Here is a 25,985-nt window from a genome sequence, read left to right on the forward strand (position 1 = left end):
GCTCAATGGTATGCACGTTATGTTGAGTGTTGCGAGGGATGCGCGGCCGCGAAGATTCGCTCGACCGCGCGCGATTCGGGCGGTGGTTGCGCCGCCCCCTGGCGAGCGCCGGGGGACGGGTCCCCCGCAGCGTTGATCGAAATGCGCGACTCAAGCGCGCGGTTCGACCACCCAGGCGCCATTGCGCTCGACCAGCACCCGGTCGAACGCGAATTCATCGAGATCGTGCTTGTGGCCAGGCAGCGCCTGGATTACCACTTCACCGCCATCGCGCAATGCCGCGACCGCCACGCGCAACGCTTCGTCGTGCCGCCACGGCGCGAGGATCGCGCTGCTGCGCGCTTCGACCGGCGAGATCCGCGCGACTTCGCGCAGATCCAGCGAAAAGCCGGTTGCCGCGCGAGCGCGGCCATAGGCCTGACCGACGTGGTCGTAACGGCCGCCGCGCGCGACCGCGTTCGGCACGCCGTCCACGTAAGCGGAGAACATCACGCCGCTGTGGTACGCGTAGCCGCGCAGATCGGCGAGGTCGATCATCACTTCGGCGCCGTCGACCTGGCTCGCGAGGAACGCGAGGTCGTCGAGCGCGCGGGCGATCGCCGGTGAATTCGGCAGACGCGCGCGGGCCTCTTCGAGCACCGACGCGTCGCCGTACAGCGTCGGCAGCGCGCGCAGCGCATCGCGAATCACCGGCGAGAATTGCGCGGTCATCTCGACCAGGCGCGGCACGTCCTTGCCGGCCAGCGCGTCGTAGAGCGCCTGGCCCAGTTCCTCGGCGGCCGGCTCGGCTTCGATCAGCGCCGCCAGCACGCCCGCGTGACACAGGTCCAGACGCACCTTCGCGAGGCCGGCGAGACGCAGCGCGTCGAGCATCAGCTGCTGGATTTCGAGGTCCGCTTCGAGCCCTGCGTGGCCGTAGATTTCCGCACCGATCTGGATCTGCTCACGCGTCGCATGCAGGCCGCGCGGGCGCGTATGCGCGACGTTGCCCGCATAGCAAAGACGCGTGACGCCCTGGCGGTTCAGCAGATGCGCGTCGATGCGCGCGACCTGCGGCGTGATGTCGGCGCGCAGACCGAGCGTGCGGCCCGACAGCTGATCGACGAGCTTGAAGGTGCGTAGATTCAGATCGTGCCCACCGCCTGTCAGCAGCGACTCGATGTATTCGAGCAGCGGCGGCATCACCATCTCGTAGCCGTACGAGCGGAAACGGTCCAGCAAATGACGCCGCAATTCTTCGATCTTGCGGGCCTCCGACGGCAGCACGTCGGCGATATTCTCAGGAAGCAACCAGGTCGACATCGATACAGTCCTACGGCGTTGAACACGGCGTCTTGCAGCGCCGATGATGAGTGTGAATGACGTAGAGCGGCTTGATTCTGGCGGCTGACACAGACGCTCGGGCGGCGTTTCGCGGCACGCGCGCGACGCGCGGCGGCGTGACCGGTCAGTAGGCGTTTTGCTCGGGCCGGCAAAACACGCCGAAACACGCGGCGTTCGTCAGACAAGCAAGCCGGCTTCAGGTCGCGATGAACAGTAGAACCAGCCCGAGCAACATCACGATGAGCCCTCCGACACGAATCTGATGCGGCGGTCGTTCCGCTATTTTACGGAACGTGTCGCGCCAGGCGCTCGGAAAAACGAACGGAAACATCCCCTCGATAATCAGCATTAGCGCGATCGCGAGCAATAATGAACCAGCTATGTCCATGCGATTGAAGCAGCCGCGATGCGGGTGCCGCGGCCTTCGGTAATCAGCGTTTGCGCGCAGCAGGCGCGGAAGCGTCCGGGGCGACGCCGCCGGTCGGGCTACGCATGAAGCGGAAGAACTCGCTACTGGAGTCGACCACGATCAGGTCGCCCGGCTTGAAGGTCTTCCGATACGCCTGCATGCTTTGATAAAACTGGTAGAACTGCGGATCCTTGCCGAACGCTTCGGCAGCGATCTCCGCGGCCTTTGCATCGCCTTCGCCGCGAATGCCCTGCGCCTGCGCGAGGCCGTCGGCGAGCACCGCCTGCCGCTTCGCGAGCGCGTCCGCGCGGATCTGGTTCGCTTCGGCGGCGCCCTTCGCTCGCTCGTCCGCCGCGACCTGCTGGCGCGCGGCGATCATGCGCTTGAATACCGAGTCGGCCACCGCGGCCGGGAAATCGACGCGCGTGAGTTGCACATCCACGACCGATACGCCGAGCGATGCCGCGCCCTTGTCCATCACACCGCGGGCCTGTTCGGCGACCGCCGGTTGTTTGGCGAGCGCGTCGGACAGTGTGAACTTGCCGAACGCGTCGCCGAGCGCGCCGCGCGACAGCAGCGCGAGCCGGTCGGGCAGACTCTGCGGATCACCCTTCGTTTCGGCGATCAACTTCAGCGGATCGGTCACGCGGAACTTGATCACCGGGTTGACCAGCAGATCGGTTTTGTCGGACGTGACGTAATGATCTTCGTCGGGTGCGTCGAGCGACTGGATGCGATTGTCGACGAACGCGACCGTTTGCAGCGGCGGCGGCAGCTTCACGTGCAGCCCCGGGCCGAGCAGCGTGGGCGTCGCATCGCCGCGCGCGGACAACACAGCCATATGCCGTTGATCGACGACGAACACCATCGACGATGCCGCGAACAGCACGATGACGACCGCGACGACGAGCGCAATGATTCGGTTCATATTCTTGTGCGCTCCTTATTGAACGTCGTCTTCGCGCATGCGGTTGCGGAACGCTTCGCGCGAGCGCAGCGACGCGGCGCTCGGCCGGCTCGCTGGCGCAGGCGCGGAAGCGGCGGGTCCGGATGCGCCATCGGCGGCGGAGCCTGCCGCGGCACCGGTCTCAGCGGCCGACGCGGCCGACGGCGCGGCCGCACTCGCCGCTTGCGGCGCGCCCGCGACAGCAGGACCCGAAGCGGCGGCGCCCGCCGCCGCGGCCTGGCGTTCACGGTTCTGCTCGACGAGCCTGTCGAGCGGCAGATACAGCACGTTGTTGCCGTTCTTCGCGTCGACGAACACCTTGGTCGCGTTCGCGTAAATCTGCTGCATGGTTTCCATGTACAGGCGGAAGCGCACGACGGCCGGCGCCTTCGCGTATTGGGCGTAGACCTGGTTGAAGCGCTCGGCCTCGGCCTGCGCCTGCGCGACCGTGGTCTGGCTATAGGTTTTGGCTTCCTGGACCTGACGATCGACATCGGCCTGCGCGCGCGGCAGGAGATCGGCCGCATAAGCCTGCGCATCGCGTTTCGCGCGTTCGTTTTCGTCGTGCACCTTCGCAGCGTCGGCGAACGCCGGTTGCACCTGCTCGGGTACCTGCACGCTCTGGATCATCACGCCCGTGACTGCCAGACCGGACTGGTACTGATCGAGCGATTGCTGGATCGCCGCGATCAGCTGCTGGCGCAAAGTTTCGTGATCCTGATCGAGGAGATCGCTAGTGCTATGCGCGCCGACGATGCCGCGCACCGCCGCCTGCGCGGCATGCATCACGCTCTGATCGGGATCGACGCTGCGAAACAGAAAGTCGTTGGGCTTGCGCACCTGGTACTGCACGGCGAAGCGCACGTCGACGATGTCGCCGTCGTGCGTGAGCATTGACGCGTCCTTCACGTTCGCGAGACGAACCACATTGCTACGGCCGATCTCGACCTGGCGGATCTGCCCGACATTGACGAACTCGTGGGACTCGAACGGAAACGGCAGACGCCAGTGCACGCCCGGCGCCGCGGTATAGCGATACTTGCCGAACTGCAGCACGACGGCCGCCTGGCCATCCTGCACGACGAACACACCGCTGCCGAGATAGATCGCGATCAGCACGCCGATCACGATGCCGACGCCGATGCGCGCGCCACGGCCGTTGTCCGGACGGCCACCGCCGCCCCTGCGCCCGAAAATCCGGGACAGACGGCGATTGAAATCGCGCCACATTTCGTCGAGATCGGGCGGACCTTCACCGTCGCGTGCCGGTCGCTTCGGATCGTTCGGCCGTTGCCGGTCGCCGTTGCCGTCGCCCCGGCCCCAACGCGGATCGTTCAGTGAAAGCAAGGCGCGCATACGCAGCCAGATACTCCGCTCGTTGTAATCGTTCACCTGTGTTCGTTCACCAGAGTAGACAGCGGGTCAGTGCAATTGGAACGGGTCAGTGCCCGAGTTCTGGAACCTTGTGGTCGTCGCGCAGTTGCGTTGCGCGGTCATCTTGCGACGCATCGAGCGGCATGTCGGCAAGCGGTTCGGCTGTAGCGATTTCGGCGATGGCAGCGCGCAATGCATCCAGCCCCTGCCCGGTACGCGCGCTCAAAAAGACGCGCGAAATATTACCATACTCGTCCCGCTCGACCGCGTCGCCACGGGCTGCCAGCTCTGGCACCGCGTCGATCTTGTTGAACACGAGCACCTGACGGATCGTGTCCGCGCCGATCGCGCGCAACACCTCGTTGACCTGATCGATCTGGTCGAGCCGCACCGCGCTCGATGCATCGACGACATGCAGCAGCAGGTCCGCGTGAATGGTTTCCTCGAGCGTCGCGCGGAACGCGGCGACGAGCTGGTGCGGCAGCTCGCGGATGAAACCGACGGTATCGGACACCACCACCTGCCCCGCTTCGTCGCCCAGATACACGCGCCGCGAGGTGGTATCGAGCGTGGCGAACAACTGGTCGGCGGCATACGCCTGCGCCTTGGTCAGCGCGTTGAAGAGCGTCGATTTGCCGGCGTTCGTGTAGCCGACGAGCGACACCGACATCGTCTGGTTGCGATTCCGCGCCCGGCGTTGCGTGCCATGCTGGCGGCGCAGCTTGTCGAGGCGGATCTTGAGCGCCTTGATGCGCTCGCCGATCAGCCGGCGGTCGGTTTCGAGCTGCGTCTCGCCTGGACCGCGCAATCCGATACCGCCCTTCTGACGTTCGAGGTGGGTCCACGCGCGAATCAGCCGGGTCGACAGATATTGCAGCTGCGCGAGTTCAACCTGCAGCTTGCCTTCGTGGCTGCGCGCGCGCTGCGCGAAAATGTCGAGGATCAGACTGGTGCGATCGACCACGCGCCGATTAAGCGCCCGCTCCAGATTGCGCTGCTGCGCAGGCGCCAGAGCATGGTTGAAGATCACGAGTTCGATGTCGTTTGCTTCGCACGCAAGGCGCAATTCTTCGGCCTTGCCGCTGCCGACGAACATCTTCGCGTCGGGACTGGAACGGCGTCCGGTGAGGGTGACCAGGGGGTTCGCGCCCGCGCTTTGCGCGAGCAGGCTGAGTTCTTCGAGACTGGCTTCGAAATCGATCTTGCCGAAGTCGATGCCAACGAGCGCTGCATTGATCAAATTGGAGGGTATCAAAATGACGCGGCCGGGAGTGATCGCCAACGGGCGACAGTGTGCCGGCCGCGGCGAGGGTTAGGACTGTTCGGAATCCGGGTGGAAATTCACCGGACGGGCAGGCACGACCGTCGAAATGGCGTGCTTGTAGACCATCTGGGTGACCGTATTCCGGAGCAACACGACGTACTGGTCGAACGATTCGATGTTCCCTTGAAGCTTGATGCCGTTGACCAGGTAGATCGACACCGGCACATGCTCTTTACGCAGTGCGTTCAAAAACGGGTCTTGTAACAATTGCCCTTTGTTGCTCATAGCAAACTCCGTATTTTTTTGCAGGTTGACTGAATTGACGGCGAAGAAAAAGAGATCCGCCGCCAACCGCTACACTATAGCTGATTTTCATTTCGACGCGCGTGCCCGGGACCCCCGGCCAAACCCAGCATACACGCGGGTTTCAGCCCAGGTTTAAGACCAGCTTCAGCTTGCTTCAGCCTTTGTCCGCGTAAGGGTTCGTCGACGATCTGAACTCTATTCGCAATGGAGTCCCCGTCAGCTTGAAAGTTTCCCGGAAGCGATTTTCGAGGTAACGCTTATATGTATCCGTGATCGCGTCGAGCGCATTGCCGTGAATCACGATAATCGGCGGATTTTGGCCGCCCTGATGCGCATAGCGCAGCTTCGGCCGCACCGGACCGCGGCGGCGCGGCTGCTGGAACTCGACTGCCTCGATCAGCGCGCGCGTGAGCTTCGGCGTCGGCAGCTTCGTCATCGCGGCCGTGTACGCGTCGTCGACCGAACGCATCAGCGGCCCGATTCCGGTTTTTTCCGCGGCGGAAATGAAATGGAATTTGGCGAAGTCCAGAAATTTTAGTTTGCGTTCGAGGTCGGCTTTGGTGCGCTCGCGCACATGCGGATCGAGACCGTCCCATTTGTTCACGCCAACCACCAGCGCGCGGCCCTGCTCGACGACGAAGCCAGCGATGTGCGCATCCTGATCCGAGATGTCCTGACGCGCGTCGAGCAGCAGGATCACGACGTTCGCATCGGAGATCGACTGCAGGGTCTTCACGACCGAGAACTTTTCGATCGCCTCGAACACCTTGCCGCGGCGGCGCAGGCCGGCCGTGTCGATCAGCGTATACGGCTTGCCGTTGCGCTCGAAATCGACGTAGATCGAGTCGCGCGTAGTGCCGGGCATGTCGAACGCGATCACGCGCTCTTCGCCGACCAGCGCATTGATCAGCGTCGACTTACCAACGTTCGGCCGGCCGACGATGGCGATCTTCACGCCGCGCGCTTCCTTGTCTTCCTCGCTCTCTTCCGGCTGACCGGCATACGCGACTTCGAGCGCCTCGTTGATCATGTCGGTGACGCCGTCGCCGTGCGCGGCCGAAATCGCGCGCGGATCGCCGAGACCGAGTTCGTAGAAGTCGGCCGCGACGTTGGCGTACTTCATGCCCTCGGCCTTGTTCACGACGAGGAAGATCGGCCGGCCGACCTTGCGCAGATAGTCGGCGATCGACTTGTCCTGCGGCGCGAGACCGTTGCGCCCATCGACGATGAACACGACGACGTCCGACTCCTCGACCGCCTGGCGGGTCTGGCGCGCCATCTCGTGCAGGATGCCGTCTTTCGCGACCGGCTCGAAGCCGCCGGTGTCGACGACCAGATACGGCCGCTCGCCGGCACGTCCTTCGCCGTAATGGCGATCGCGCGTGAGACCGGGCAGGTCCGCAACCAGCGCGTCACGCGAACGCGTGAGGCGGTTGAACAGCGTGGATTTCCCCACATTGGGGCGCCCAACGAGGGCAATAGCGGGTTTCATCTGATGTTGTTCACGGTGAAACGCGGGATCGCAACCGATCACGCGCGTAGCGACGCCAGGCGGCCGCCACGGGGTGGCGTTCTGACGAAATTATCACGAATTCAGTCTGCTTCGGATGCGCGATCGATATGCGCATCCAGGCGGACGGGCGTGGGCTGCACAGACGCCGCCGGGGGGCGCCTGCTTCAGACCGGGCTGCTCGACGGCTGACGCGCTCGTGTTCGAGGGCGTCTTTAATTTACAAGGCCGCCGACGAAGCGCACGCGCCGCCTTGCATGCCGGCGGCCGCAGCCTCGATCCGACTTGCCGGACCAACCCATCCGGCGATTTTTTCTATTGAGCCTGCCCGATCACGCGACGGGCAGCGCGGCAACCCGACGCAGGAGCCGCACGCCAAAGCCGGTGCAGACTTCAACTAAAAAGCGCGCGGCCGGCAAAGCCGGCCTGCGCGCCTGACATCATCTATAGTGATCAGCGCGGACGATAGCCGAACAGGCCGCCGTCGCGCGTCTGTACGACCAGCGTGTCGCCGGCCAGCACCGGCGCCGCGGTAATCGCGCTGCCGTCGGTCTTCACTCGTGCGACGAGCGTGCCGTCGACGGTCGACAGGAAATGCACGAAGCCCTTGTAGTCGCCGAACACGGCCGCGCGGCCGAGCAGCGTCGGCACGCTCAGGTCGCGGTTCTTCAGCGTGTCGTTCTTCCACAGCGCCGAGCCGTTGCTCACGTCGAATGCGGACACGACCGACCAGTCGTCGGCGGCGACCACGCTGCGCTCATCCTGCGCGAGGCCGCTCGTGCTCGAGAACGGCTTGCCCCACAGCGCGCGGCCCGAGTTGGCGTCGAAACAGCCAATCTGGCCCTGGAACGTCACCGCGCAGGTCTCCGAACCCACCAGCGTGGGCGGGCCGGTCACGTCGTTGATACGCTCGACCTCGGTCACGCCCTTCGGATACGATACCGGCGTCTGCCAGTAGGCGTCGCCCGTCTGCAAGTTGATCGCGGCGAACGAGCCGCCCGGGAAGCCGGCCAGCACGGCCGCGTCACCTGCGAACGTCATGCCCGACGACACGCGCAGGTTCAGCGGCACGGCGCGGTTGCGGAAGTTCCACTTCTGCTCGCCGGTTTGCGCGTTGAACGCGACGATCTGGCCGTCGATCGTGCGCACGATCACGAGGCCGTTGCCGACGAGCGGCGGCGTAATGATCTCGCCCGGCGCCTTCGCGGTCCACAGCTGCTTGCCGTCCGCGCCTAGCACGTACACGTCGCCCTTCAAGCCACCGACCGCGGTGAGCGTGCCATCGCTGCCGACGCCCGCCGACAGATCATCGTGCAACTTGACGCGCCACACGTCCTTGCCCGTTTGCGCGTCGATCTTGGCGACCGTACCATTCGTGCCGGCAGCGTACACGGCATTGCCGACCGCAACCGGCGAGAACAGGTAGCGGCCCGCCTTGCCGACGCTCGCCGACCAGGACTGCTGCACGTCGAGCACGGGTTTGAACTCGGTGAGCGGCGTCGGCACACGGCGCTCGTCTTTCGTGGATGAGCAAGCCGCCAGCGTGAGAACGGTCATCGCACAGATAACGGGCACGGCGTAACGTTTCAGCAGATTCATCGGTGGACGAAGCATTCAGGAAATTGGATTAAAGGAGACCGCCTTGCGGTCGTGGCTCGCGGCGCGCCGCGCGGGACGCTCAGCCGCCAAGCGCATCCAGCTTGAACTGGATCAGCTGGCGCGCCGAACTGTCGCTGTTCGACAGCGAGTCGAGCGCGAGCTTGTAGGCCGCGCGCGCGTCGTCGCGCTTGCCCTGGGCGGCGAGCAGGTCGCCGCGGCGGTCCGCCACGACGCCCTTGAAGGCATCGGATTGTGGCTCGGCCAGGAGCGCGAGGCCCTGGTCGTATGCCTTGTCGTCGAGCAGCAGCGATGCCATGCGCAGCTTCGCGATCTGCTTGAACTCGTCGTCCTTCGCGTGATCGATCGTCCATTGCAGCTGCGCTTTCGCGCCGGCTTCGTCGCCAGCGGCGTACAGCGCCTTGGCGGCGCCGAGCGCGGTCATCTGCGCGTAGGCAGTGCGGCCGAACTTGTCTTCCATGTCGGCGGCGACGCGCGCAATCTGCGCCTTATCGCCCGATGCCGCGGCTTGCTGAACCTGGTCATACAGCACGGCGGCTTCCGCGGCCTGACGACGCTGCCAGAAATTCCAACCGTTCCAGCTCGCGCCTGCCAGCAACACCACCAGCACGATCCACGTGGTCGCATTGCCCCACTGCTTCCACCATGCCTTCAGACTTTCAATCGATTCTTGTTCGTCGTGGTAACTCATTGCCCGGCGATTTCCTCATTCTTGCTACGTGTGCGTGTCGAGCCAGCCGGCCCAACGACATCGCGATCAGTCGTCGCCGTCTTCGGCGGATGCAACCATCGCATTGATTAGATATTCGGTCAAGTCTTCGGCGGGCACGTTCTGTTGCTCGTTCTTAACGCCGTGGGCTTGCGTATCGCGCAGCGGTTTCACGCCGACCGTGCCGTTGGCGATCTCATCTTCGCCGAGCACGACCGCGAACGCGGCGCCGCTCGCGTCGGCGCGCTTCATCTGCGACTTGAAGCTTGCCGACTGACCGTCCGCGCTGCAATGCAGGATCACGTCGAGACCGGTATCGCGCAGACGCTCGGCGATGATGAACGCCTGCTCGCGCGCGGTGTCGCCCTGATGGACCACGTACACGTCGCAACCTTCGTCTTCCGGCACAAGCTGTTCTTCCTTCAGCAACTCGAGAATCCGCTCGACGCCCATCGCCCAGCCGCACGCAGCCGTCGGCTTGCCGCCGAGCTGTTCGATCAGCGGATCGTAGCGGCCGCCCGCCGCGACCGTGCCTTGCGCGCCGAGTTTGTCGGTCACCCACTCGAACACGGTCAGATTGTAGTAATCGAGACCGCGCACGAGACGCGGATTGATCGTGAACGGAAGGTTGTTCGCCTTCAGCAGACGCTGTAGAGCTTCGAAGTGCGCGCGCGATTCTTCCCCAAGAAAATCGATCAGCTTCGGCGCGTTCCGCGCGACTTCCTGCAGCGCAGGATTCTTCGTATCGAGCACACGCAGCGGGTTCGCATAGAGACGGCGCTTCGCGTCTTCGTCGAGCACGTCCATGTGCTTTTCGAGATACGCGATCAGTTCGACACGATGCGCGGCGCGCTCTTCAGCGAGGCCCAACGAGTTGATTTCGAGCTTGATGCCAGTCAGACCGAGATCGTCCCACAGACGCTGGCACATCATGATGATTTCCGCGTCCGCATCCGGACCCGCGAAACCGAGCGCCTCGACACCGACCTGGTGGAACTGGCGATAACGGCCGCGCTGCGGACGCTCGTGACGGAACATCGGACCGATATACCACAGACGCTTCGGGCCATCGTACAGCATGTTGTGTTCGATCGACGCGCGCACCACGGCCGCCGTGTTTTCTGGGCGCATCGTCAGGTTTTCGCCGTTCAATGCGTCGGTGAAGCTGTACATCTCTTTTTCGACGATGTCGGTCACTTCGCCGATACCGCGTGTGAACAGCTGCGTATGCTCGACGATCGGCGTGCGGATATTCTGGTATCCGTACGAACGCAGCATCGACTTGACGGTGGTTTCGAAAAATTCCCAGAGCCCGGCTTCCTGCGGAAGGATGTCGTTCATGCCCTTCACGCCAGACAGCTTCTCGAGCTTTTTCTTCTGTTCAGTCATCTGTGTTTCGATAGCCGGTATTTAGTTGAGCGCGTCGGCGCGGCCATAGCGGCGCTCGACGTAGTCGCTCACGATTTGCTGGAATTCTTGCGCGATGTTCTCGCCGCGTAGCGTCTTCACTTTTTCGCCGTCGATGAACACCGGCGCGGCCGGATTCTCGCCCGAGCCCGGCAGGCTGATGCCGATATTCGCCTGCTTCGATTCGCCCGGACCATTGACGATACAGCCCATCACCGCGACGTGCATCTGCTCGACGCCGGGATACTGGTCGCGCCACACCGGCATCTGCTGACGCAGATAGGTCTGGATCTGCGACGCGAGTTCCTGGAACAGCGTGCTCGTGGTGCGGCCGCAGCCGGGGCACGCGATCACCATCGGCGTGAACGACCGGAGGCCCATGGTCTGCAGAATTTCCTGACCGACGATCACTTCGCCTGTGCGCGACGCGCCCGGTTCCGGCGTCAGCGAAATACGGATCGTATCGCCGATGCCCTGCTGCAGCAGAACCGACAGCGCCGCGGTCGACGCGACGATGCCCTTCGAGCCCATGCCCGCTTCGGTCAGGCCAAGATGCAGCGCGAAATCGCAACGGCGCGCGAGTTCGCGGTACACGGCAATGAGATCCTGCACGCCGCTGACCTTGCACGACAGAATGATCTGGTCGCGCCCGAGGCCGAGTTCGACCGCACGTTCCGCCGAGCCGATCGCCGACTGGATCAGCGCTTCGTACATCACGCTTTGCGCTTCCCACGGAGTGGCGCGCGAGCCGTTTTCGTCCATCATCTTCGCGAGCAGGTCCTGGTCGAGGCTGCCCCAGTTCACGCCGATGCGCACCGGCTTGTCGTATTTGACCGCCGTCTCGATCATCTGAGCGAACTGCGTGTCGCGCTTCGCGCCGTGCCCGACGTTGCCCGGATTGATCCGGTACTTCGACAGCGATTCCGCGCAGCCCGGATAGTCGCGCAGCAGCAGGTGGCCGTTGTAATGGAAGTCGCCGACGAGCGGCACCATCACGCCCATGCGGTCGAGTTGCTCGCGGATCGCCGGCACGGCCGCCGCCGCTTCCGGCGTATTCACGGTGATACGCACCAGTTCGGACCCGGCTTGCGCCAGTTCCTTGATCTGGATAGCGGTGCCGATCGCGTCGGCGGTGTCGGTGTTGGTCATCGACTGCACGCGCACCGGCGCATCGCCGCCGATGGTCACGAGCTGGCCGCCCCAGCGGACGTTGACCGCATGCGACTTGCGCCGCATCGCGGGGCCGCCGAACACCGGCTCGTCTGAAACGATCTTGCTACAGAATTGGGATTGAGCTTCGGTTTGCATCGAAAAACCCATTTACGCCGCACGCGCTATGCAAAAACGCAGCGCCTGAATTGAAAAAGCGCCGCGGACCGGTTGACCGCGGCGCGTACCGTATCTGTCAAGGCAGCGCAAAGCGCGCCACGTTGCCCTTGGCTGTCGCATATTTCGACGGATCGACCGGCTGGCCGTCGAGCGTCACCGACTCGAGACCCGCCTTGTTGCCGACCGTGACCTTGAATGGACCGACACCCGTCACTTCCTTCGGATCGCCGGCATGCACGAGGCCGGAGAACAGTTCCTTGCCGTTCTTGTCACGCACGCTGAACCAGCTGTCCCGCGTCACGCGCAGCGCGACGACCGCCTCGCCGAGCGCTGGCGTGACCGCCGGTGCCGACGCGTTCGCCACGACCGCCGGTGCATTTGCGCTCTCCATGGCGGCCTGTGCCTGAGCCTGCGAGCCGGCCTTCGGTGCCGCGGCCGTCGGTGCCGGCGTTGCCGCTGTATTCGCTGCCGGGGCCGAGCCCGGGGCGGTGCCAGTGGCAAGCGGAGCCGGCATCGGCGTTGCCGACGCAGACACCGCATTATCCGCGCTCGCCGCGTTGTCAGCCGTGGCCGCCGCGTCCGGCGCCGATGCCTCTTCCGCCGCCGTCGCCGGACCCTGAGCGACCGCGCCCGAAGCCGCCGTGTCGCTGCTAGTCGAACTAGTCGCGCTTGCCTTCAGGCGCGCGAGCCACGCGGACGAATCACCGCCGTTAGTGCGCCACATCCCGAGTGCGATGACCGCGACGACGATCGCCGCAATGCCCCACAGCCACGAACGGCTCTTATGCCCGCTGTCGCCGAGCGACAGGGAAACCTTGCCGCGCGGCAGATCCTTGCCCGATGACGCCGGCATCGACAGATTCGGCGCCGGCACGCCCTTCTCGCGACGCAGCGCCGCCGTAAAAGGCGCCGGATCGGCGCCCAGCATTTTCGCGTAGCTGCGCACGACGCCGAGTGCGAACGTCGTGTCCGGCAGATGGCTGACGTCGCCCGCCTCGAGCGCGCTCAGCTTGACGACCGACACCTTCAGCCGCGCCGACACGTCCTCGATAGTCCAGCCTTTCGACTCGCGCAACTGGGTCAAGCGCGCGCCAACCGCTGCCAACGAATCAAGGGCCGGCTGCACGACAGGCTGGACCACCGCCCTTGCAACGGGTGCCGGATGGCCATCGCTCGTGTCTGTCTCGTGCGGCTGCGGGTGCTGCGGCTCACTCATCCCAAATCCTTTCGCGTCGATTCTTTTAATCGTGCGACCGGACGGGCTCGAGCGTCACGTCCAAATCGCAGACCGTTTATAACAAAATGTGCGGCTTTGTGTACCGCTCCCGATCGATTCTGCAAACTTTCTTTTAATCGTCGGTGGCATGGGAGCATTTTTGCGCTCGCAGTGCTTTCCGCCGAACGCCGACGCCCTGCCGCCCCTCGCGATTACACGGCGCGAACCTCGATCACCTTCGCCGCCTTCCCGGTGCGCTCAGCAAGACGCGTGCGGTCTTTCACCGCGCCGGCCAGCTGACCGCAGGCAGCATCGATATCGTCGCCGCGGGTCTTGCGCACAGTGGTGACGACGCCAGCGTCCATCAACACCTGCGCAAACCGCTTGATCTGTTCCGGCTTCGAACGGATAAGGCCCGACTCGGGGAACGGATTGAACGGAATCAGATTGAACTTGCACGGCACGTTACGCGTGACTGCGAGCAACTCGCGCGCGTGCGCCTCGCTGTCGTTCACGCCATCGAGCATGCAGTATTCGAACGTAATGAAATCTCGCGGCGCGACTTTCAGATAGCGCTCGCACGCCGCCATCAGCTCGCGCAGCGGATACTTTTTGTTGAGCGGCACCAGCACGTCGCGCAGCGCGTCGTTCGAGGCATGCAGCGACACCGCCAGCGCCACGGGCAGATCCGCGCCGAGTCGGTCCATCATCGGTACGACGCCCGAAGTGGACAACGTGACGCGCCGGCGCGACAGCCCGTATGCATTGTCGTCGAGCATCAGGCGCACGGCCGACACGACCGCGTCGTAATTGAGCAGCGGCTCGCCCATCCCCATCATCACCACGTTCGTGACGACGCGCTCGCCCTTGCCGTCGCCCCCCATCGCGCGGCCGCCAGCATCACCACGCGACGCGCGCAGCGCAAACTCAGCCATGCGCAACTGGCCGATGATTTCGCCGGTGGTGAGATTGCGGGAGAACCCCTGCTTGCCGGTCGAGCAGAACCGGCAGTTGACCGCACACCCAGCCTGTGACGACACACACAGCGTGCCGCGCGTTTCTTCGGGGATGTAGACGGTTTCAACGGCGTTGCCGTTTCCGACGTCGATCAGCCACTTGCGTGTGCCGTCCGACGAAACGTGGTCGCTGACGACGCCCGGCATCGTGATCGCGGCGCGCCCTTTGAGCTTTTCGCGCAAGGACTTCGCGAGATCGGTCATGCCGTCGAAGTCGGCAGCGTTGTATTGATGAATCCAGCGCTGCAATTGCTTGGCGCGAAACGGTTTCTCGCCCAGGCTGTCGCAATAGGCGACGAGCCCTTGGGCGTCGAGGTCGAGAAGGTTGACGGAGGGACTGCTCGTCATATCGAATCCTGCAATTTCATTGCGAGACTACGTTCATGCAACAAGCTGCATGAACGCCGTGCCCATTCGCGCCCATTCCTGCTGCTTTCACCTTACTACTTTGCCGTGCAACGCGCGCGATTCATGCGATCAAACATTTCGGCTGCACGAAACGCGCCAGGTGGACACGGCTTGCGACTGAGGCCAGTGCCTGACCTCAGCGCGAGGCGCTCAACGCGAGTAGACGTTGACTTGGGGGAAGAAGAATGCGATTTCAATCGCGGCCGTTTCCAGTGCGTCCGAGCCGTGCACCGCGTTGGCGTCGATGCTGTCCGCGAAGTCGGCACGGATCGTGCCCTTTTCTGCCTTCTTCGGGTCAGTCGCACCCATCAGATCACGGTGTTTCAGGATCGCGTTTTCGCCTTCCAGCGCCTGCACGACCACCGGACCCGAGATCATGAATTCGACGAGGTCCTTGAAGAACGGACGTGCTGCGTGCACGGCGTAGAACTTCTCGGCGTCAGCACGCGACAGATGAACCATGCGCGATGCCACGATCTTCAGACCAGCGTTTTCAAAACGGGTATAGATCTGGCCGATCACGTTCTTGGCCACTGCGTCCGGCTTGATAATCGACAGGGTGCGCTCGATCGCCATAAAAACTCCAAAAAATTAAGAAGTTACAGATTCAAATGAATCCGCTATTGTAGCATGCTCCCGTGTATCATTGCGATTGAACCCTTACAGCATTGAAAGGATCAAAGCAAAGGGCGCGAAATACTGGTAGCGTAGGCCATGTGGGCGACTGGAGGTATTGAAACTCCGTGCTGCCGCGCTAATCTTACGGATGAACGGTGCGCCCGCCGGCGCTTCGCAAATTGCCGTATCACCATCACGAAACACGCTTCCGAGGTAAGGAGAGATCATGAACGAACATCCGTATATGTTTGGCCGCAACGGCGCGGTCAGCACGGTCGAAACACGCAACCGCGTGCTACGGAATACCTACTGGCTGCTCGCGCTGTCCATGATTCCGACCGTGCTCGGCGCGTGGGTCGGTCTTGCCACCGGCTTCTCACTGTTCGCCGCCACCAGCCCCGCCATGAGCATGCTGGCATTCTTCGCGATCGCCTTCGGTTTCATGTTCGCGATCCAGCGCACCAAAGACAGCGCCGTCGGCGTCTTCGTACTGCTCGGCTTCACGTTCTTCATGGGGCTGATGCTGTCGCGCATTCTCGCGTTCGTGCTCGGCTTCTCGAACGGCCCGTCGCTGATCATGCTCGCTTTTGGTGGCACCGGTGTGATCTTCGCGGCCATGGCGACCATCGCCACGGTCAGCAAACGCGACTTCTCGGGCCTCGGCAAGTGGCTCTTCATGGGCGTGATCGTGATCCTGCTGGCTTCGGTCGCGAACGTGTTCCTGCAACTGCCGGCGCTGATGCTGACGGTTTCAGTCATGGCAATCGTGATCTTTTCCGCCTACATCATGTTCGACGTGCAGCGCGTCGTGAACGGCGGCGAGACGAATTACATCACGGCGACGCTGGCGATCTACCTGGATCTGTACAACGTGTTCGTCAATCTGCTTGCGCTGCTCGGCATTTTCGGCGGCAACCGCAATTAAGTTTGCCCGGTCGTGCGGCGTGCCCCACGCCGCACTCGACGCTCAAATTAGAAGCCCATAACGATTGCTCGTTATGGGCTTTTTCATTACCTGACCACCCGCTGCACGGCGTGCAGCGCGACCGGACGCCAACCGGGCGCCACAGTCACACCGTCAACCACGCGAAACCTTCGCTCTGCGACGCAACCACCACCTCCGTGGGAGCCGCGTCAAGCACGCGCGCCAGCGCCGCCTGCGCAAGTTCCGGCAGATTGTTCTGCTGGCTCAGATGCGCTGCGACCAGATGCCGCAAGCGCGAGCGGTCGAGCGACGCCAGGATTTCAGCCGCCGCGTGATTGTTCAGATGCCCGTGATTGCCGCCGATACGCGCCTTCAGCGACGGCGGATAACGACTGCCCGCGAGCATCTGCACGTCATGATTGCATTCGAGCACGAGCGCGTCGCAGCCACTCAGCACCGCGCTGATATGCGGCGTGGATGTGCCCACGTCGGTGAGCACGCCAAGCCGGCTCGCGCCGTTCGAGAACACGTATTGGAGCGGTTCGCGGGCGTCGTGCGGAACGGTATAAGGGAGAACGCTGAGCTCTCCGATCGATACCGCCTCGTCGCCCCACAGCACCTGCAGGTCAACATCGGCTTCGTCGGCGCCCACCGCGCGCGCGGTGCCCCAGCTCATGTACAGCGGAATCGACCACTTGCGCGCCAGCGTCAATGCGCTACCGATGTGATCGCTATGTTCATGCGTAATCAGGATCGCGTCGAGGTGCTCGGCACTCGCGCCGAGCCGCGTCAGACGCCGCTCGACTTCGCGCGCGGAAAAACCGCAATCGAGCAGCACACGCGTGGTGACCGCACCGCTGCGCGCCTCCACCAGCAGCGCATTGCCTTCACTGCCGCTGCCGAGACTTGCGAAGCGCACGACCGCCTTAGTTCAGTTGCGCGTGCAGCAGCGACACGATGCGCTGCGCGTCCGACGACGTGTCGATCTGCCCATTCGCGTCGACGACCGCGACCTGCGTCACCGCGTCGCCCTTCGCGCGCACGTTGACGAGGAATTCCTGGCCCGGCTTACGCGTCGAATTGCCGCTGTAGAACAGTTTGCCGAACAGGCCTTCCTTCTTCAGTTCCTGCATCGAATCCGCGAAGCGCACGTAGTAGATGCCCTTCTCGCGATCGCGGTTGTCGACCGTAAAGTTGGTGCGATCGAGCGCGAGGCCCACACGCAGCCAGGCACGGTCGAACGACTCCTGCAGATCGAGCGTCGACGCACCCGCGTTCTGCTCGATCGTGGTCGGCGCGGCGGCGGTGCGCGCGTCGGTCAGCAGCTGCTTCGATTGTGCTTCAGTCAGGCCGAACTTCTGCATCAGCTTGGCGAGAAACAGCGCCTCGAGCGCCGGATCACGCGGACGCTCTTCCCAGCGCGAAGACGTCTTGTCCTGCCCGGTCATCACCTCTTCCATCGCGCTGTGCGTGATCGAGATATCGGTCGCGCTGTCCGGACCGCGCGATACCAGCGTGCGGAAACTGTCGCGGGTGCCCGACGAATAGGCGAAGTCGATGACCTTGCCGATCGTGCGGCGGAACCAGTCGTCCGGAATGTTCGCGCGGTTTTCCGCCCAGTCGGTCGTCATGATGCCGGTGGCCGGCGCATCGGTCTTCAGCACGAAGCCGTTTTCCTGCCAGAACTCCTGCAGCTGCGGCCAGAGCTGTTCCGGGGAACGGCCGTCTACCACCAGCCAGCGACGGTCGCCGTCGCGCTCGATATGCATGCCGAGCGGATCCTGCGCGTTCGGCTGACCTTCGGTCGCGTTGCCGGCAGCCGTGACAGCGCGCGTCGGCGTGCCACCAAGCGCCAGATTGGCCGGCGGTGCCACATAGCGCTGGTCGTTCGGCGACGTGCTCAGATCGCTCGGCACGGCGAGCGGCGGCGCGCTCGAGGTCGACTTGTAGTTGACGCGGTCGGAAGCGAACCAGTCGTTCAGCGTGTCACAGCCGGCGAGCGTCGACAGGGCAAGCGCCAGCGCCGCCATGCGGGTTGCGTGGAGGGAAAGTGCGGAACGTTTCATGAGGTCCTTCGTGATGCTGGAACGCGATGCCTCGTTCGATCTGCCGGGAACGTGGGCTGAAGCGACGTCGGTTAATGAAATGCCGGTGGCGGACTTGCGTGGGCGGCGGGACGGTCGGCCCGTTCAGCCGAGCAGGCCCGCTTCGCGCAGCGCGCCGCGCACCACTTCGTGGTATTGCGCGTCGAGCGGCGTGAGCGGCAGGCGGATGCCGCCCTGCACACGCCCCAGTTGCTGCAGCGCCCACTTCGCCGGAATCGGATTCGCTTCGGCAAACAGGTACTTGTGCAGTGACAGGAGTTTCAGATGAATGTGGCGCGCGGTCTTCACGTCCGCGGCGAGCGCGGCCTTGCACAGTTCGCTCATTGCGCGCGGCGCGACGTTCGCGGTGACCGAAATATTGCCGTGACCGCCGAGCAGCATCAGCGCGATCGCGGTGGGGTCGTCGCCGCTATAGATGCCGAAATGCGCCGGCGCCGACTTGATCAGATGCGCGGCGCGGTCGATGTTGCCCGTGGCCTCCTTCACGCCGACGATGCCCGGCACCTGCGCGCAGCGCAGGATGGTCTCGTTGCTCATGTCGGCGACGGTGCGGCCCGGCACGTTGTACAGAATCACTGGCAGATCGACGGTTTCGGCGATCTTCGCGAAATGGCGGTAGATGCCTTCCTGGGTCGGCTTGTTGTAGTACGGCACGACCTGCAGCGTGGCATCCGCGCCGACGTCCTTCGCGTGTTGCGTGAGTTCGATCGCCTCAACGGTGGAATTGGCACCCGCGCCCGCGATGACAGGAATGCGTCCAGCGGTGTGCTCGACCGCGGTCTTGACCATCAGCACGTGTTCTTCGACCGACAGCGTGGCCGACTCGCCGCTCGTGCCGACCACGACGAGCGCATTCGTGCCTTCCTCGACGTGCCAGTCGATCAGTTTGCGAAACGCCGGCAGATCGAGGCTGCCGTCTTCGAGCATCGGAGTGATGATGGCAGGAATGCTGCCGCGGATCTGAACGCCGTCCTGGTGACCGCTGTGGTTGCCGTTAGTCATGAAACGCCATGAATATGATCAGGTAAACCGCGATTGTAGCGGATTAGCCAGCCAACTCGTAACAAGGTGGCGCTGTTGCCCGTGCGGGATCATGCGCCCGGGCCGTTTCCCGAACCGCGCAGATGCGCTGAACGTAGGCCGGACGCGGCTCGGCGAGAAATCCGTCCTGAAATGCGATCACCCGCAGGTGGCCCCGCACGGTGTCGAGCAGTTCGCCAGGCGCGAGCAAAAAGGCCGGATTGGAGGGTTTGCCGACGCTTTCGTTTCCTTGCGCGAAGGTCTCGTAAACCAGTACGCCGCCGGGCGCGAGCGCGCGCAGCAACTGCGGAAAAAGCGGCCGGTGCAGGTAGTTGGTGACCACGACGGCGGCGAACACCGCATCGGCCGGTAGTGGCCACGTCGCGCCTTCGAGATCGGCCACGAGAGGTGTGACGAGCGGCGCGGCGCGCAGCAGGTCGAGAGCAGCCGCGTCGCGATCGATCGCGGTGACCGGATGGCCGAGCGACGCAAAAAAGCGCGCATGCCGCCCGGCCCCCGACGCGACGTCGAGCACCGAGCCGCCCGGCGCGATCAGGTGCGCCCAGTGACGCACCCAGCGCGACGGTTCACCGAGGCCATGCAAACCACTGGTAACGGGCGTGCTCATCGCTGCACCGCGGTGCGTCGGGTGCGCATCAGTTGTACAACAGCCCCATCGCCTCACGGACGTCGCGCATCGTTTCGGTCGCGAACCGGCGTGCCTTGTCGCAGCCATCGGCGACGATCGCGCGCAACAGCGACGGGTCGTCCATGTACTTCTGCGCGCGTTCGAGCATCGGCTGCTGCTCGCGCAGAATCCCTTCGACGACCGGCTGCTTGCAATCGAGGCAACCGATGCCTGCTGAGCGGCAGCCCTTCTGCACCCACTCGTGGGTCGCTTCGTCGGTATAGACCTGATGCAACTGCCACACCGGGCACTTGTCGGGATCCCCCGGATCGGTGCGGCGCACGCGCGCGGGGTCGGTCGGCATCGTGCGGACCTTCTTCGTGATGGTTTCCGCGTCTTCGCGCAGGCCGATCGTGTTGCCGTACGACTTCGACATCTTCTGGCCGTCGAGACCCGGCATGCGCGACGCCTCGGTCAGCATCGCCTGCGGCTCGACGAGGATGATCTTGCGCGAACCTTCGAGATAGCCGAACAGGCGCTCGCGATCGCTCATCGACAGGCTTTGCGATTCCTGCAGCATCGCCCGCGCGCGTTCGAGCGCTTCGTCGTCGCCTTCCTGCTGATACGCGTTGCGCAACTCGTGATACAGCTTCGAGCGCTTGCCGCCGAGCTTCTTCGCGGCTTCGTTCGCCTTCTCATCGAAGCCCGGCTCACGGCCGTACAGGTAGTTGAAACGACGGGCGATTTCGCGCGTCATCTCGACGTGCGGCACCTGGTCTTCACCGACCGGCACGAGCGAGCCGCGATACAGCAGAATGTCCGCCGCCATCAGCACCGGATAGCCGAGGAAGCCGTAGGTGGACAGGTCCTTGTCCTTCAGCTTTTCCATCTGCTCCTTGTAGGTCGGCACGCGTTCGAGCCAGCCGAGCGGCGTGCTCATGCCGAGCAGCAGCGCCAGCTCGGCATGCTCGGGCACCTTGCTCTGGATGAACAGCGTCGCCTGCGCCGGATCGATGCCGGAAGCGAGCCAGTCGATCAGCACGTCCCACACGTTCTTTTCGATCACTTCGGGCGTTTCGTAGTGCGTCGTCAGTGCGTGCCAGTCGACCACGCAGAAGAAGCACGGGTATTCGGACTGCAGCCGCACCCAGTTTTTCAGCACACCGTGATAGTGGCCGAGGTGCAGCGACCCGGTGGGCCGCATGCCGGAGAAGATACGGTCTGGGAACATGGTTATTTAGAAAAGCGAAACAAGTGGAGTCAGAATTGCGGTGATCGCGCTATAGCCTAGCGTCACGAGTGGCCTCAACCAGAAACGCGTGAGCGTACCCGTCATCACCAGCGCCATCACGATGAAAAAGCCGTACGGCTCGAGCCGCGACAACGCGATCGATTGCTTCGGCGGCAACAGGGCCATCACCACGCGGCCGCCATCGAGCGGCGGCAGCGGAAACAGGTTCAGCACGCCGAGCACGAGATTGACGCCGACGCCCGCGCCCGCCATGCGCGTGAAAAACGGTTCGTTGACATTGAACACCGCGAGCGCAACGCCGAACACGCCCCAGAACAGCGCCTGGATGAAATTGCACACGGGCCCGGCCGCCGCGACCCATAGGCTGCCCCAGCGCGGGTTGCGCAGATTGCCGAACGCGACCGGCACCGGCTTCGCATAGCCGAACATGAACGCGCCGCTCGTCGCGAAGTACAGCAGCAGCGGAATGGCGATCGTGCCGAGCGGATCGATGTGCCGCATCGGGTTCAGCGACACGCGGCCGAGCACGTACGCGGTGTTGTCGCCGAGCCAGCGCGCGACGTAGCCGTGCGCAGCCTCGTGCAGCGTAATCGCGAAGATCACCGGCAGCGCGTACACCGCAATTGTCTGTATCAGGGAAGAATCCATAGCTCGCTATTGTAACAATGCGCTCGCGCGTGTCTGTCCGCTTTCGCTCACGACGCTCACGCCGTTTCCTCGAGACCGAACGGCTCGAGCGGGCCGCGCCCTGCCCGCACCAGCACCGGCTCCGAGCCGCTCAGATCGATTACGGTGGACGGCTCGCACACGCACGCGCCGCCGTCGATCACCAGATCGAGCTGCTTTTCGAGCCGCGCGCGGATTTCCTCGGGGTCGTTCAGCGGCTCGGTTTCGCCGGGCATGATCAGTGTCGAGCCGAGCAGCGGCTGGCCGAGCTCCTCGAGAATCGCGAGCGTGATCGCGTGATCCGGCACACGTAGGCCGATCGTCTTGCGCGACGGATGTGACACGCGCCGCGGCACTTCCTTGGTGGCCTGCAACACGAACACGTACGGACCCGGGGTCACCGACTTAAGCAGCCTGTACTGCCAGTTGTCCACCATAGCAAAATTGGCGAGCTCCGACAGATCACGCACGAGCAGCGACAGTAGTTGCTTTTCGTCGAGTCCGCGGATGCGCCGCAGGCGTTCGACCGCATCCTTGTCGTCGAGACGGCAGGCGAGCGCGTAGGTCGAATCGGTCGGCAAGGCGACCACGCCGCCCGCCGTTGATGATCTGCACGGCCTGCTTGACGAGACGCGGTTGCGGATTGTCGGGGTGAAGCCGAAAGTATTGGGACATGGAGACTCACGATGGCGGCAGACGAACTGCGGCGGATGGGCTGCGGCGAGCAGAGCGCGTGCCCTATCCAGTCGGCCCGCGCGCGCGCCGTGCCGCTCCGGCACGGCGCGCGGTCACAGCCAGCGTTCCCAAACGGGCTTCAGATCGGCGGGTAGCGGCGGCAGTGCACCGAGTTCGATGCGGCCTTCGCCAGGCGCATGGAAGTCGGAACCACGCGAGGCCTCGAAGCCATAGCGACGCGCGACGTCCGCAAATTCGCGGTACTGGTCGGGCGTGTGGCTGCCGGTCACGACCTCGATCGCCTCGCCGCCGAGGTCGATGAATTCGCCAAAGAACGCGTCGAATTCGAGTTGCGAATACGCGTAACGACCGGGATGCGCGACGATCGCGACGCCGCCCGCGGCCTGGATCCAGCCGAGTGCGTCGGCGAGCTTGGCCCAGCGGTGCGCGACGTAAGCCGGCTTGCCGTCGCCGAGATAGCGGTCGAACACTTCCTGGGTGTTTGTGCAGTGGCCGTGCTCGACCAGGAAGCGCGCGAAATGCGTGCGCGACATCATGTCGGGATTCGACACGTAATGCAGCGCGCCCTCGTACGCGTCTGGAATGCCGAGCGTGGCCAGTTGCTCGCCGATTGCTTCGGCGCGCGCGGCGCGGCCGTCGCGCGTGCGGGCGAGACCGTCGATCAGGATCTGGCTGCCCGGATCGATGCCGAGTCCGACGATGTGCACGGTGCGCCCCGCCCACGTGACCGAAATCTCGACGCCGCTCAGGTAATCCATGCCGAGAGCCTCGGCCGCGGTGCGCGCCTCGTGCTGGCCGCACACTTCGTCGTGATCGGTGAGCGCCCACAGTGTCACGCCGTTAGCGTGCGCGCGGCGCGCGACGTCAGCCGGCGCGAACTGGCCGTCGGAAACGGTGGAGTGGCAGTGAAGATCGGCGTTCATCGTAGTCCTGGAAGGGTTCTGCGGTCATTTTACTGCAATGCAGTAAGGGGCCGCAGGGGTATCTCGCGACGCCAGTGCCGGTTGCCGGCGTGCCGCGAGGTCAAGACCAGTCAGCGCCGATCCCGCGACCTCCGGGTGACCCACTAGCGCCGTTTCAAACGTAGCTTCAGGCGCGGTGTCAGGCGCAGAACCCCTCGATCAACGCGGCGATCTGCTCCGGCTGGTCGTGATGCACCATGTGCCCCGCGCCGTCGATGATCTTCTCGCGCCAATCGGGAAACGCCTGGAAACGCGCCTTGAAATCGGCGACCGGAATGTCGCCGGCGATCTGCGCGAGCGTCGGCGAGCCGGCGGCCTCGACGTGCAGCACCTTCGCGCTGACCTTACGCCACACCGCCATCACCTCGTCGAGGCGATACAGCGTCGGGCCGCGGACCTTGTGCGCCGGATCGGCGAGCAGCATGAAGCGCCCTTCGCCATCCGGCTTCGACCAGTGCTGCGCGAGAAACTGCGCACGCCGCGGATCGAGGCGCGGATTGGTGTTGATCAGGCGAGCGGCGACCTCGTCGAGCGACGCGTAGCGCTTGAGCTGCGGTGGATCGCGCAATTCGTCGAGCCAATTGAGCAGGCGCTTCGGCGCCTGCGCCGGATGCGATGGCGCGAGCCCGAAGCCTTCCAGATCGACCACGCGCCGTACCCGCTGCGGCCGCACGCCCGCATACAGGCACACGACGTTCGCGCCCATGCTGTGACCGACGAGGTTGACCTGGCCGTCGGGCGCGTAGTGGTCGATCAGCGCGTCGAGATCGCCGAGATAGTCCTGCACCCAGTAGCTGCCGCCGCCGCGCTCGGCGACCGGCCAGTCGGACAGACCGAAGCCGCGCATGTCGGGCGCGATCACCTGCCAGTCGCCACCGAGCGCATCGACGACGAACTGGAACGACGCGCCGACGTCCATCCAGCCGTGCAGCATGAACAGTATCCGCGCATCGGGATGGCCCCAGCGCCGCACGTGCAGCCGGACGCCGCGCGCGGCAGCGAACTCAGAGCGGGATGTATTCATGAACGGCGCACCCGTAAAAAAAGAATGGTCGTTCGATTATAGGAACTGCGGCGCAAGAAGTGGTAACGGTTTATTGACGCGATGCTGGGTCGTCCGTTGCCTGCATGGCTTGCTGCGCATCCTGACTCGCGAGCGCGGCGAGTTCGGCATCGTCGAAACCAGCGTCGCGGCGCGCTTCGAAATTGAACGGGCCACGCAGTTTCGGCGCGTGATACTGGTCGGCGAGACGCAGATAGGTGTGGTGCGGATCGAGGCCGTCCGCGTCGCACAGGTGACGAAACCAGCGGTTGCCGATCAGCACGTGGCCGATTTCATCGCGCAGGATCACGTCGAGAATCGCCGCCGACGCGTGATCGCCGGCCTGCTGCAGACGCGCGCGGATCGGCGGCGACGCGTCGAGGCCGCGCGCTTCGAGCGTACGCGGCACGAGCGCCATGCGCGCAAGCACGTCGCCACGGGTGCGCTCGCACATGTCCCATAGGCCGCCGTGCGCCGGGAAGTCGCCGTACGCGTGGCCATATTCGGCGAGACGCGCGGCGAGCAGCGAGTAGTGATACGCCTCTTCGGCGGCGACTTTGAGCCAGTCGGTATAGAACCCGGCGGGCATGCCGGGGAAACGCCAGACGGCGTCGAGCGCCAGATTGATCGCATTGAACTCGATGTGCGCGAGCGCGTGGAGCAGCACCGCGCGGCCCTGCGGCGACTGCATGCTGCGTCGACCGAGTTGGCGCGGTTCGACCAGTTCGGGCCGTTCGGGGCGGCCCGGCAGGCCAGCGGGCTCGGCGAGATCGAGGCCGGAGTCACAGAGCGCGCGACCGTCGAGTACCGCAGCGTACAGCTCGCGGGCCACCGCGGCCTTCGCGGCCGGATCCCGCTCGCGCAACGCGGCGAGCGCGGCGCGGCGCGCGCACGGCGGCTCGTCGTGAGAATTCGATGCGGGAGAAGCGACAGAAACGGGCGAAGCGGCGGACGTCATGACAAACGGATCGGCGTTGGAAGCGGTAAAGACGGCGGACCGACGGCGGCTGAGCCGCGCGCGAGCGGCCAAGCGGCTCAAGCACACAACCGTTTACAATACCCGATTCGACCAACCGGCGCGCTTTCGGGTACGCCCGTCAGTTGGCGACGCAAGACCGCCAACCTCGCACCGCGCCGGCTGCGCGCCGCCCCGCCCATGCGTGGCAACCGAGCAGACCATCATCGTGCACAGGATCGGAGTCACCGAAGGCCCGGCTCTGACCAAACAAGGAGACAT

24 protein-coding genes and 1 pseudogene are annotated in these 25,985 nt (G+C 64.5%); 1 reads left to right on the forward strand and 24 read right to left on the reverse strand.

Annotated elements, in window-relative coordinates; translation table 11 throughout:
* Nucleotides 1-150: 150 nt before the first annotated feature.
* From OKW41_RS33265 to ndk, 14 genes are all read right to left on the reverse strand, one after another.
* Nucleotides 151-1,302 (reverse strand): ATP phosphoribosyltransferase regulatory subunit, encoded by a 1,152-nt coding sequence (locus OKW41_RS33265; RefSeq protein WP_429450365.1) that lies wholly within the window; start codon nt 1,300-1,302, stop codon nt 151-153.
* A gap of 217 nt (nt 1,303-1,519) precedes the next feature.
* Entirely contained in the window at nt 1,520-1,711 is a 192-nt protein-coding gene (locus tag OKW41_RS33270) for a DUF2065 domain-containing protein (protein WP_013089773.1), read from the reverse strand.
* 43 nt (nt 1,712-1,754) lie between these two features.
* A complete protein-coding gene (gene hflC, locus OKW41_RS33275) occupies nt 1,755-2,660 on the reverse strand; it encodes a protease modulator HflC (RefSeq protein ID WP_429575260.1) in 906 nt (301 codons plus the stop codon).
* A gap of 15 nt (nt 2,661-2,675) precedes the next feature.
* Nucleotides 2,676-4,070 carry an FtsH protease activity modulator HflK gene (gene hflK, locus OKW41_RS33280; RefSeq protein ID WP_429450366.1) on the reverse strand — a complete coding sequence of 465 codons (1,395 nt, stop codon included), beginning with the start codon at nt 4,068-4,070 and terminating at the stop codon, nt 2,676-2,678.
* Between the two features lie 49 nt (nt 4,071-4,119).
* On the reverse strand, nt 4,120-5,334 hold the full coding sequence (hflX, locus tag OKW41_RS33285; protein ID WP_429450367.1) for a GTPase HflX: 1,215 nt from the start codon (nt 5,332-5,334) through the stop codon (nt 4,120-4,122).
* A 30-nt stretch (nt 5,335-5,364) separates the two neighbouring features.
* On the reverse strand, nt 5,365-5,601 hold the full coding sequence (hfq, locus tag OKW41_RS33290) for an RNA chaperone Hfq (RefSeq protein ID WP_006051315.1): 237 nt from the start codon (nt 5,599-5,601) through the stop codon (nt 5,365-5,367).
* A 175-nt stretch (nt 5,602-5,776) separates the two neighbouring features.
* Nucleotides 5,777-7,114 (reverse strand): ribosome biogenesis GTPase Der, encoded by a 1,338-nt coding sequence (der, locus tag OKW41_RS33295; RefSeq protein WP_429575261.1) that lies wholly within the window; start codon nt 7,112-7,114, stop codon nt 5,777-5,779.
* Between the two features lie 471 nt (nt 7,115-7,585).
* Nucleotides 7,586-8,731: an outer membrane protein assembly factor BamB gene (gene bamB / locus OKW41_RS33300; protein WP_429450369.1), complete on the reverse strand. Its 1,146-nt coding sequence runs from the start codon at nt 8,729-8,731 to the stop codon at nt 7,586-7,588.
* A gap of 79 nt (nt 8,732-8,810) precedes the next feature.
* Nucleotides 8,811-9,440, reverse strand: coding sequence for a YfgM family protein (locus OKW41_RS33305; protein ID WP_429575262.1), 630 nt, complete (start codon nt 9,438-9,440; stop codon nt 8,811-8,813).
* Nucleotides 9,441-9,506: 66 nt separating this feature from the next.
* Nucleotides 9,507-10,847 carry a histidine--tRNA ligase gene (gene hisS / locus OKW41_RS33310; RefSeq protein WP_429575263.1) on the reverse strand — a complete coding sequence of 447 codons (1,341 nt, stop codon included), beginning with the start codon at nt 10,845-10,847 and terminating at the stop codon, nt 9,507-9,509.
* 21 nt (nt 10,848-10,868) lie between these two features.
* On the reverse strand, nt 10,869-12,185 hold the full coding sequence (ispG, locus tag OKW41_RS33315) for a flavodoxin-dependent (E)-4-hydroxy-3-methylbut-2-enyl-diphosphate synthase (protein WP_429575264.1): 1,317 nt from the start codon (nt 12,183-12,185) through the stop codon (nt 10,869-10,871).
* Nucleotides 12,186-12,270: 85 nt separating this feature from the next.
* Complete coding sequence (locus tag OKW41_RS33320) at nt 12,271-13,410, reverse strand: helix-turn-helix domain-containing protein (protein ID WP_429450373.1); 1,140 nt, start codon at nt 13,408-13,410, stop codon at nt 12,271-12,273.
* 212 nt (nt 13,411-13,622) lie between these two features.
* Nucleotides 13,623-14,774: a 23S rRNA (adenine(2503)-C(2))-methyltransferase RlmN gene (gene rlmN / locus OKW41_RS33325; RefSeq protein ID WP_429575265.1), complete on the reverse strand. Its 1,152-nt coding sequence runs from the start codon at nt 14,772-14,774 to the stop codon at nt 13,623-13,625.
* A 210-nt stretch (nt 14,775-14,984) separates the two neighbouring features.
* Nucleotides 14,985-15,410: a nucleoside-diphosphate kinase gene (ndk, locus tag OKW41_RS33330; RefSeq protein ID WP_429450375.1), complete on the reverse strand. Its 426-nt coding sequence runs from the start codon at nt 15,408-15,410 to the stop codon at nt 14,985-14,987.
* A gap of 268 nt (nt 15,411-15,678) precedes the next feature.
* Here ndk and OKW41_RS33335 point away from each other — a divergent pair, with 268 nt between their 5' ends.
* On the forward strand, nt 15,679-16,377 hold the full coding sequence (locus OKW41_RS33335) for a Bax inhibitor-1/YccA family protein (protein WP_018417558.1): 699 nt from the start codon (nt 15,679-15,681) through the stop codon (nt 16,375-16,377).
* 145 nt (nt 16,378-16,522) lie between these two features.
* On the opposite strand, the gene OKW41_RS33340 is transcribed toward OKW41_RS33335, so the two are convergent.
* From OKW41_RS33340 to OKW41_RS33385, 10 genes and pseudogenes are all read right to left on the reverse strand, one after another.
* Nucleotides 16,523-17,296, reverse strand: coding sequence for an MBL fold metallo-hydrolase (locus tag OKW41_RS33340; RefSeq protein ID WP_429575266.1), 774 nt, complete (start codon nt 17,294-17,296; stop codon nt 16,523-16,525).
* Between the two features lie 7 nt (nt 17,297-17,303).
* Nucleotides 17,304-18,443 (reverse strand): outer membrane protein assembly factor BamC, encoded by a 1,140-nt coding sequence (bamC, locus tag OKW41_RS33345; protein WP_429450377.1) that lies wholly within the window; start codon nt 18,441-18,443, stop codon nt 17,304-17,306.
* Between the two features lie 123 nt (nt 18,444-18,566).
* Complete coding sequence (gene dapA / locus OKW41_RS33350; protein ID WP_429450378.1) at nt 18,567-19,484, reverse strand: 4-hydroxy-tetrahydrodipicolinate synthase; 918 nt, start codon at nt 19,482-19,484, stop codon at nt 18,567-18,569.
* 43 nt (nt 19,485-19,527) lie between these two features.
* Nucleotides 19,528-20,130 (reverse strand): methyltransferase domain-containing protein, encoded by a 603-nt coding sequence (locus OKW41_RS33355; RefSeq protein ID WP_429450379.1) that lies wholly within the window; start codon nt 20,128-20,130, stop codon nt 19,528-19,530.
* 28 nt (nt 20,131-20,158) lie between these two features.
* The gene (locus OKW41_RS33360) at nt 20,159-21,361 is read right to left on the reverse strand and encodes a tryptophan--tRNA ligase (RefSeq protein ID WP_429450380.1); all 1,203 of its coding nucleotides are present in this window, start codon (nt 21,359-21,361) and stop codon (nt 20,159-20,161) included.
* Nucleotides 21,362-21,367: 6 nt separating this feature from the next.
* Entirely contained in the window at nt 21,368-22,030 is a 663-nt protein-coding gene (locus OKW41_RS33365) for a site-2 protease family protein (protein ID WP_429450381.1), read from the reverse strand.
* 56 nt (nt 22,031-22,086) lie between these two features.
* Nucleotides 22,087-22,723: pseudogene (locus tag OKW41_RS33370) on the reverse strand (L-threonylcarbamoyladenylate synthase).
* A 113-nt stretch (nt 22,724-22,836) separates the two neighbouring features.
* Complete coding sequence (locus tag OKW41_RS33375) at nt 22,837-23,667, reverse strand: 3',5'-nucleoside bisphosphate phosphatase (protein ID WP_429575267.1); 831 nt, start codon at nt 23,665-23,667, stop codon at nt 22,837-22,839.
* 178 nt (nt 23,668-23,845) lie between these two features.
* The gene (locus tag OKW41_RS33380) at nt 23,846-24,730 is read right to left on the reverse strand and encodes an alpha/beta fold hydrolase (protein ID WP_429575268.1); all 885 of its coding nucleotides are present in this window, start codon (nt 24,728-24,730) and stop codon (nt 23,846-23,848) included.
* A gap of 70 nt (nt 24,731-24,800) precedes the next feature.
* Nucleotides 24,801-25,706 (reverse strand): ferritin-like domain-containing protein, encoded by a 906-nt coding sequence (locus OKW41_RS33385; RefSeq protein ID WP_429575269.1) that lies wholly within the window; start codon nt 25,704-25,706, stop codon nt 24,801-24,803.
* Between the last annotated feature and the right edge of the window lie 279 nt (nt 25,707-25,985).

The sequence above is a fragment of the Paraburkholderia sp. UCT70 genome, assembly GCF_050434085.1.
GTDB classification, from domain to species: Bacteria; Pseudomonadota; Gammaproteobacteria; order Burkholderiales; family Burkholderiaceae; genus Paraburkholderia; species Paraburkholderia tuberum.

Bases quoted from the DNA above. Each gene is read 5' to 3' on its own strand.
- OKW41_RS33265 (WP_429450365.1), bottom strand. From the start codon at position 1,302: ATGTCGACCTGGTTGCTTCCTGAGAATATCGCCGACGTGCTGCCGTCG.
- OKW41_RS33270 (WP_013089773.1), bottom strand. From the start codon at position 1,711: ATGGACATAGCTGGTTCATTATTGCTCGCGATCGCGCTAATGCTGATT.
- hflC (WP_429575260.1), bottom strand. From the start codon at position 2,660: ATGAACCGAATCATTGCGCTCGTCGTCGCGGTCGTCATCGTGCTGTTC.
- hfq (WP_006051315.1), bottom strand. From the start codon at position 5,601: ATGAGCAACAAAGGGCAATTGTTACAAGACCCGTTTTTGAACGCACTG.
- der (WP_429575261.1), bottom strand. From the start codon at position 7,114: ATGAAACCCGCTATTGCCCTCGTTGGGCGCCCCAATGTGGGGAAATCC.
- bamB (WP_429450369.1), bottom strand. From the start codon at position 8,731: ATGAATCTGCTGAAACGTTACGCCGTGCCCGTTATCTGTGCGATGACC.
- OKW41_RS33305 (WP_429575262.1), bottom strand. From the start codon at position 9,440: ATGAGTTACCACGACGAACAAGAATCGATTGAAAGTCTGAAGGCATGG.
- hisS (WP_429575263.1), bottom strand. From the start codon at position 10,847: ATGACTGAACAGAAGAAAAAGCTCGAGAAGCTGTCTGGCGTGAAGGGC.
- ispG (WP_429575264.1), bottom strand. From the start codon at position 12,185: ATGGGTTTTTCGATGCAAACCGAAGCTCAATCCCAATTCTGTAGCAAG.
- OKW41_RS33320 (WP_429450373.1), bottom strand. From the start codon at position 13,410: ATGAGTGAGCCGCAGCACCCGCAGCCGCACGAGACAGACACGAGCGAT.
- rlmN (WP_429575265.1), bottom strand. From the start codon at position 14,774: ATGACGAGCAGTCCCTCCGTCAACCTTCTCGACCTCGACGCCCAAGGG.
- ndk (WP_429450375.1), bottom strand. From the start codon at position 15,410: ATGGCGATCGAGCGCACCCTGTCGATTATCAAGCCGGACGCAGTGGCC.
- OKW41_RS33335 (WP_018417558.1), top strand. From the start codon at position 15,679: ATGAACGAACATCCGTATATGTTTGGCCGCAACGGCGCGGTCAGCACG.
- bamC (WP_429450377.1), bottom strand. From the start codon at position 18,443: ATGAAACGTTCCGCACTTTCCCTCCACGCAACCCGCATGGCGGCGCTG.
- dapA (WP_429450378.1), bottom strand. From the start codon at position 19,484: ATGACTAACGGCAACCACAGCGGTCACCAGGACGGCGTTCAGATCCGC.
- OKW41_RS33355 (WP_429450379.1), bottom strand. From the start codon at position 20,130: ATGAGCACGCCCGTTACCAGTGGTTTGCATGGCCTCGGTGAACCGTCG.
- OKW41_RS33360 (WP_429450380.1), bottom strand. From the start codon at position 21,361: ATGTTCCCAGACCGTATCTTCTCCGGCATGCGGCCCACCGGGTCGCTG.
- OKW41_RS33365 (WP_429450381.1), bottom strand. From the start codon at position 22,030: ATGGATTCTTCCCTGATACAGACAATTGCGGTGTACGCGCTGCCGGTG.
- OKW41_RS33375 (WP_429575267.1), bottom strand. From the start codon at position 23,667: ATGAACGCCGATCTTCACTGCCACTCCACCGTTTCCGACGGCCAGTTC.
- OKW41_RS33380 (WP_429575268.1), bottom strand. From the start codon at position 24,730: ATGAATACATCCCGCTCTGAGTTCGCTGCCGCGCGCGGCGTCCGGCTG.
- OKW41_RS33385 (WP_429575269.1), bottom strand. From the start codon at position 25,706: ATGACGTCCGCCGCTTCGCCCGTTTCTGTCGCTTCTCCCGCATCGAAT.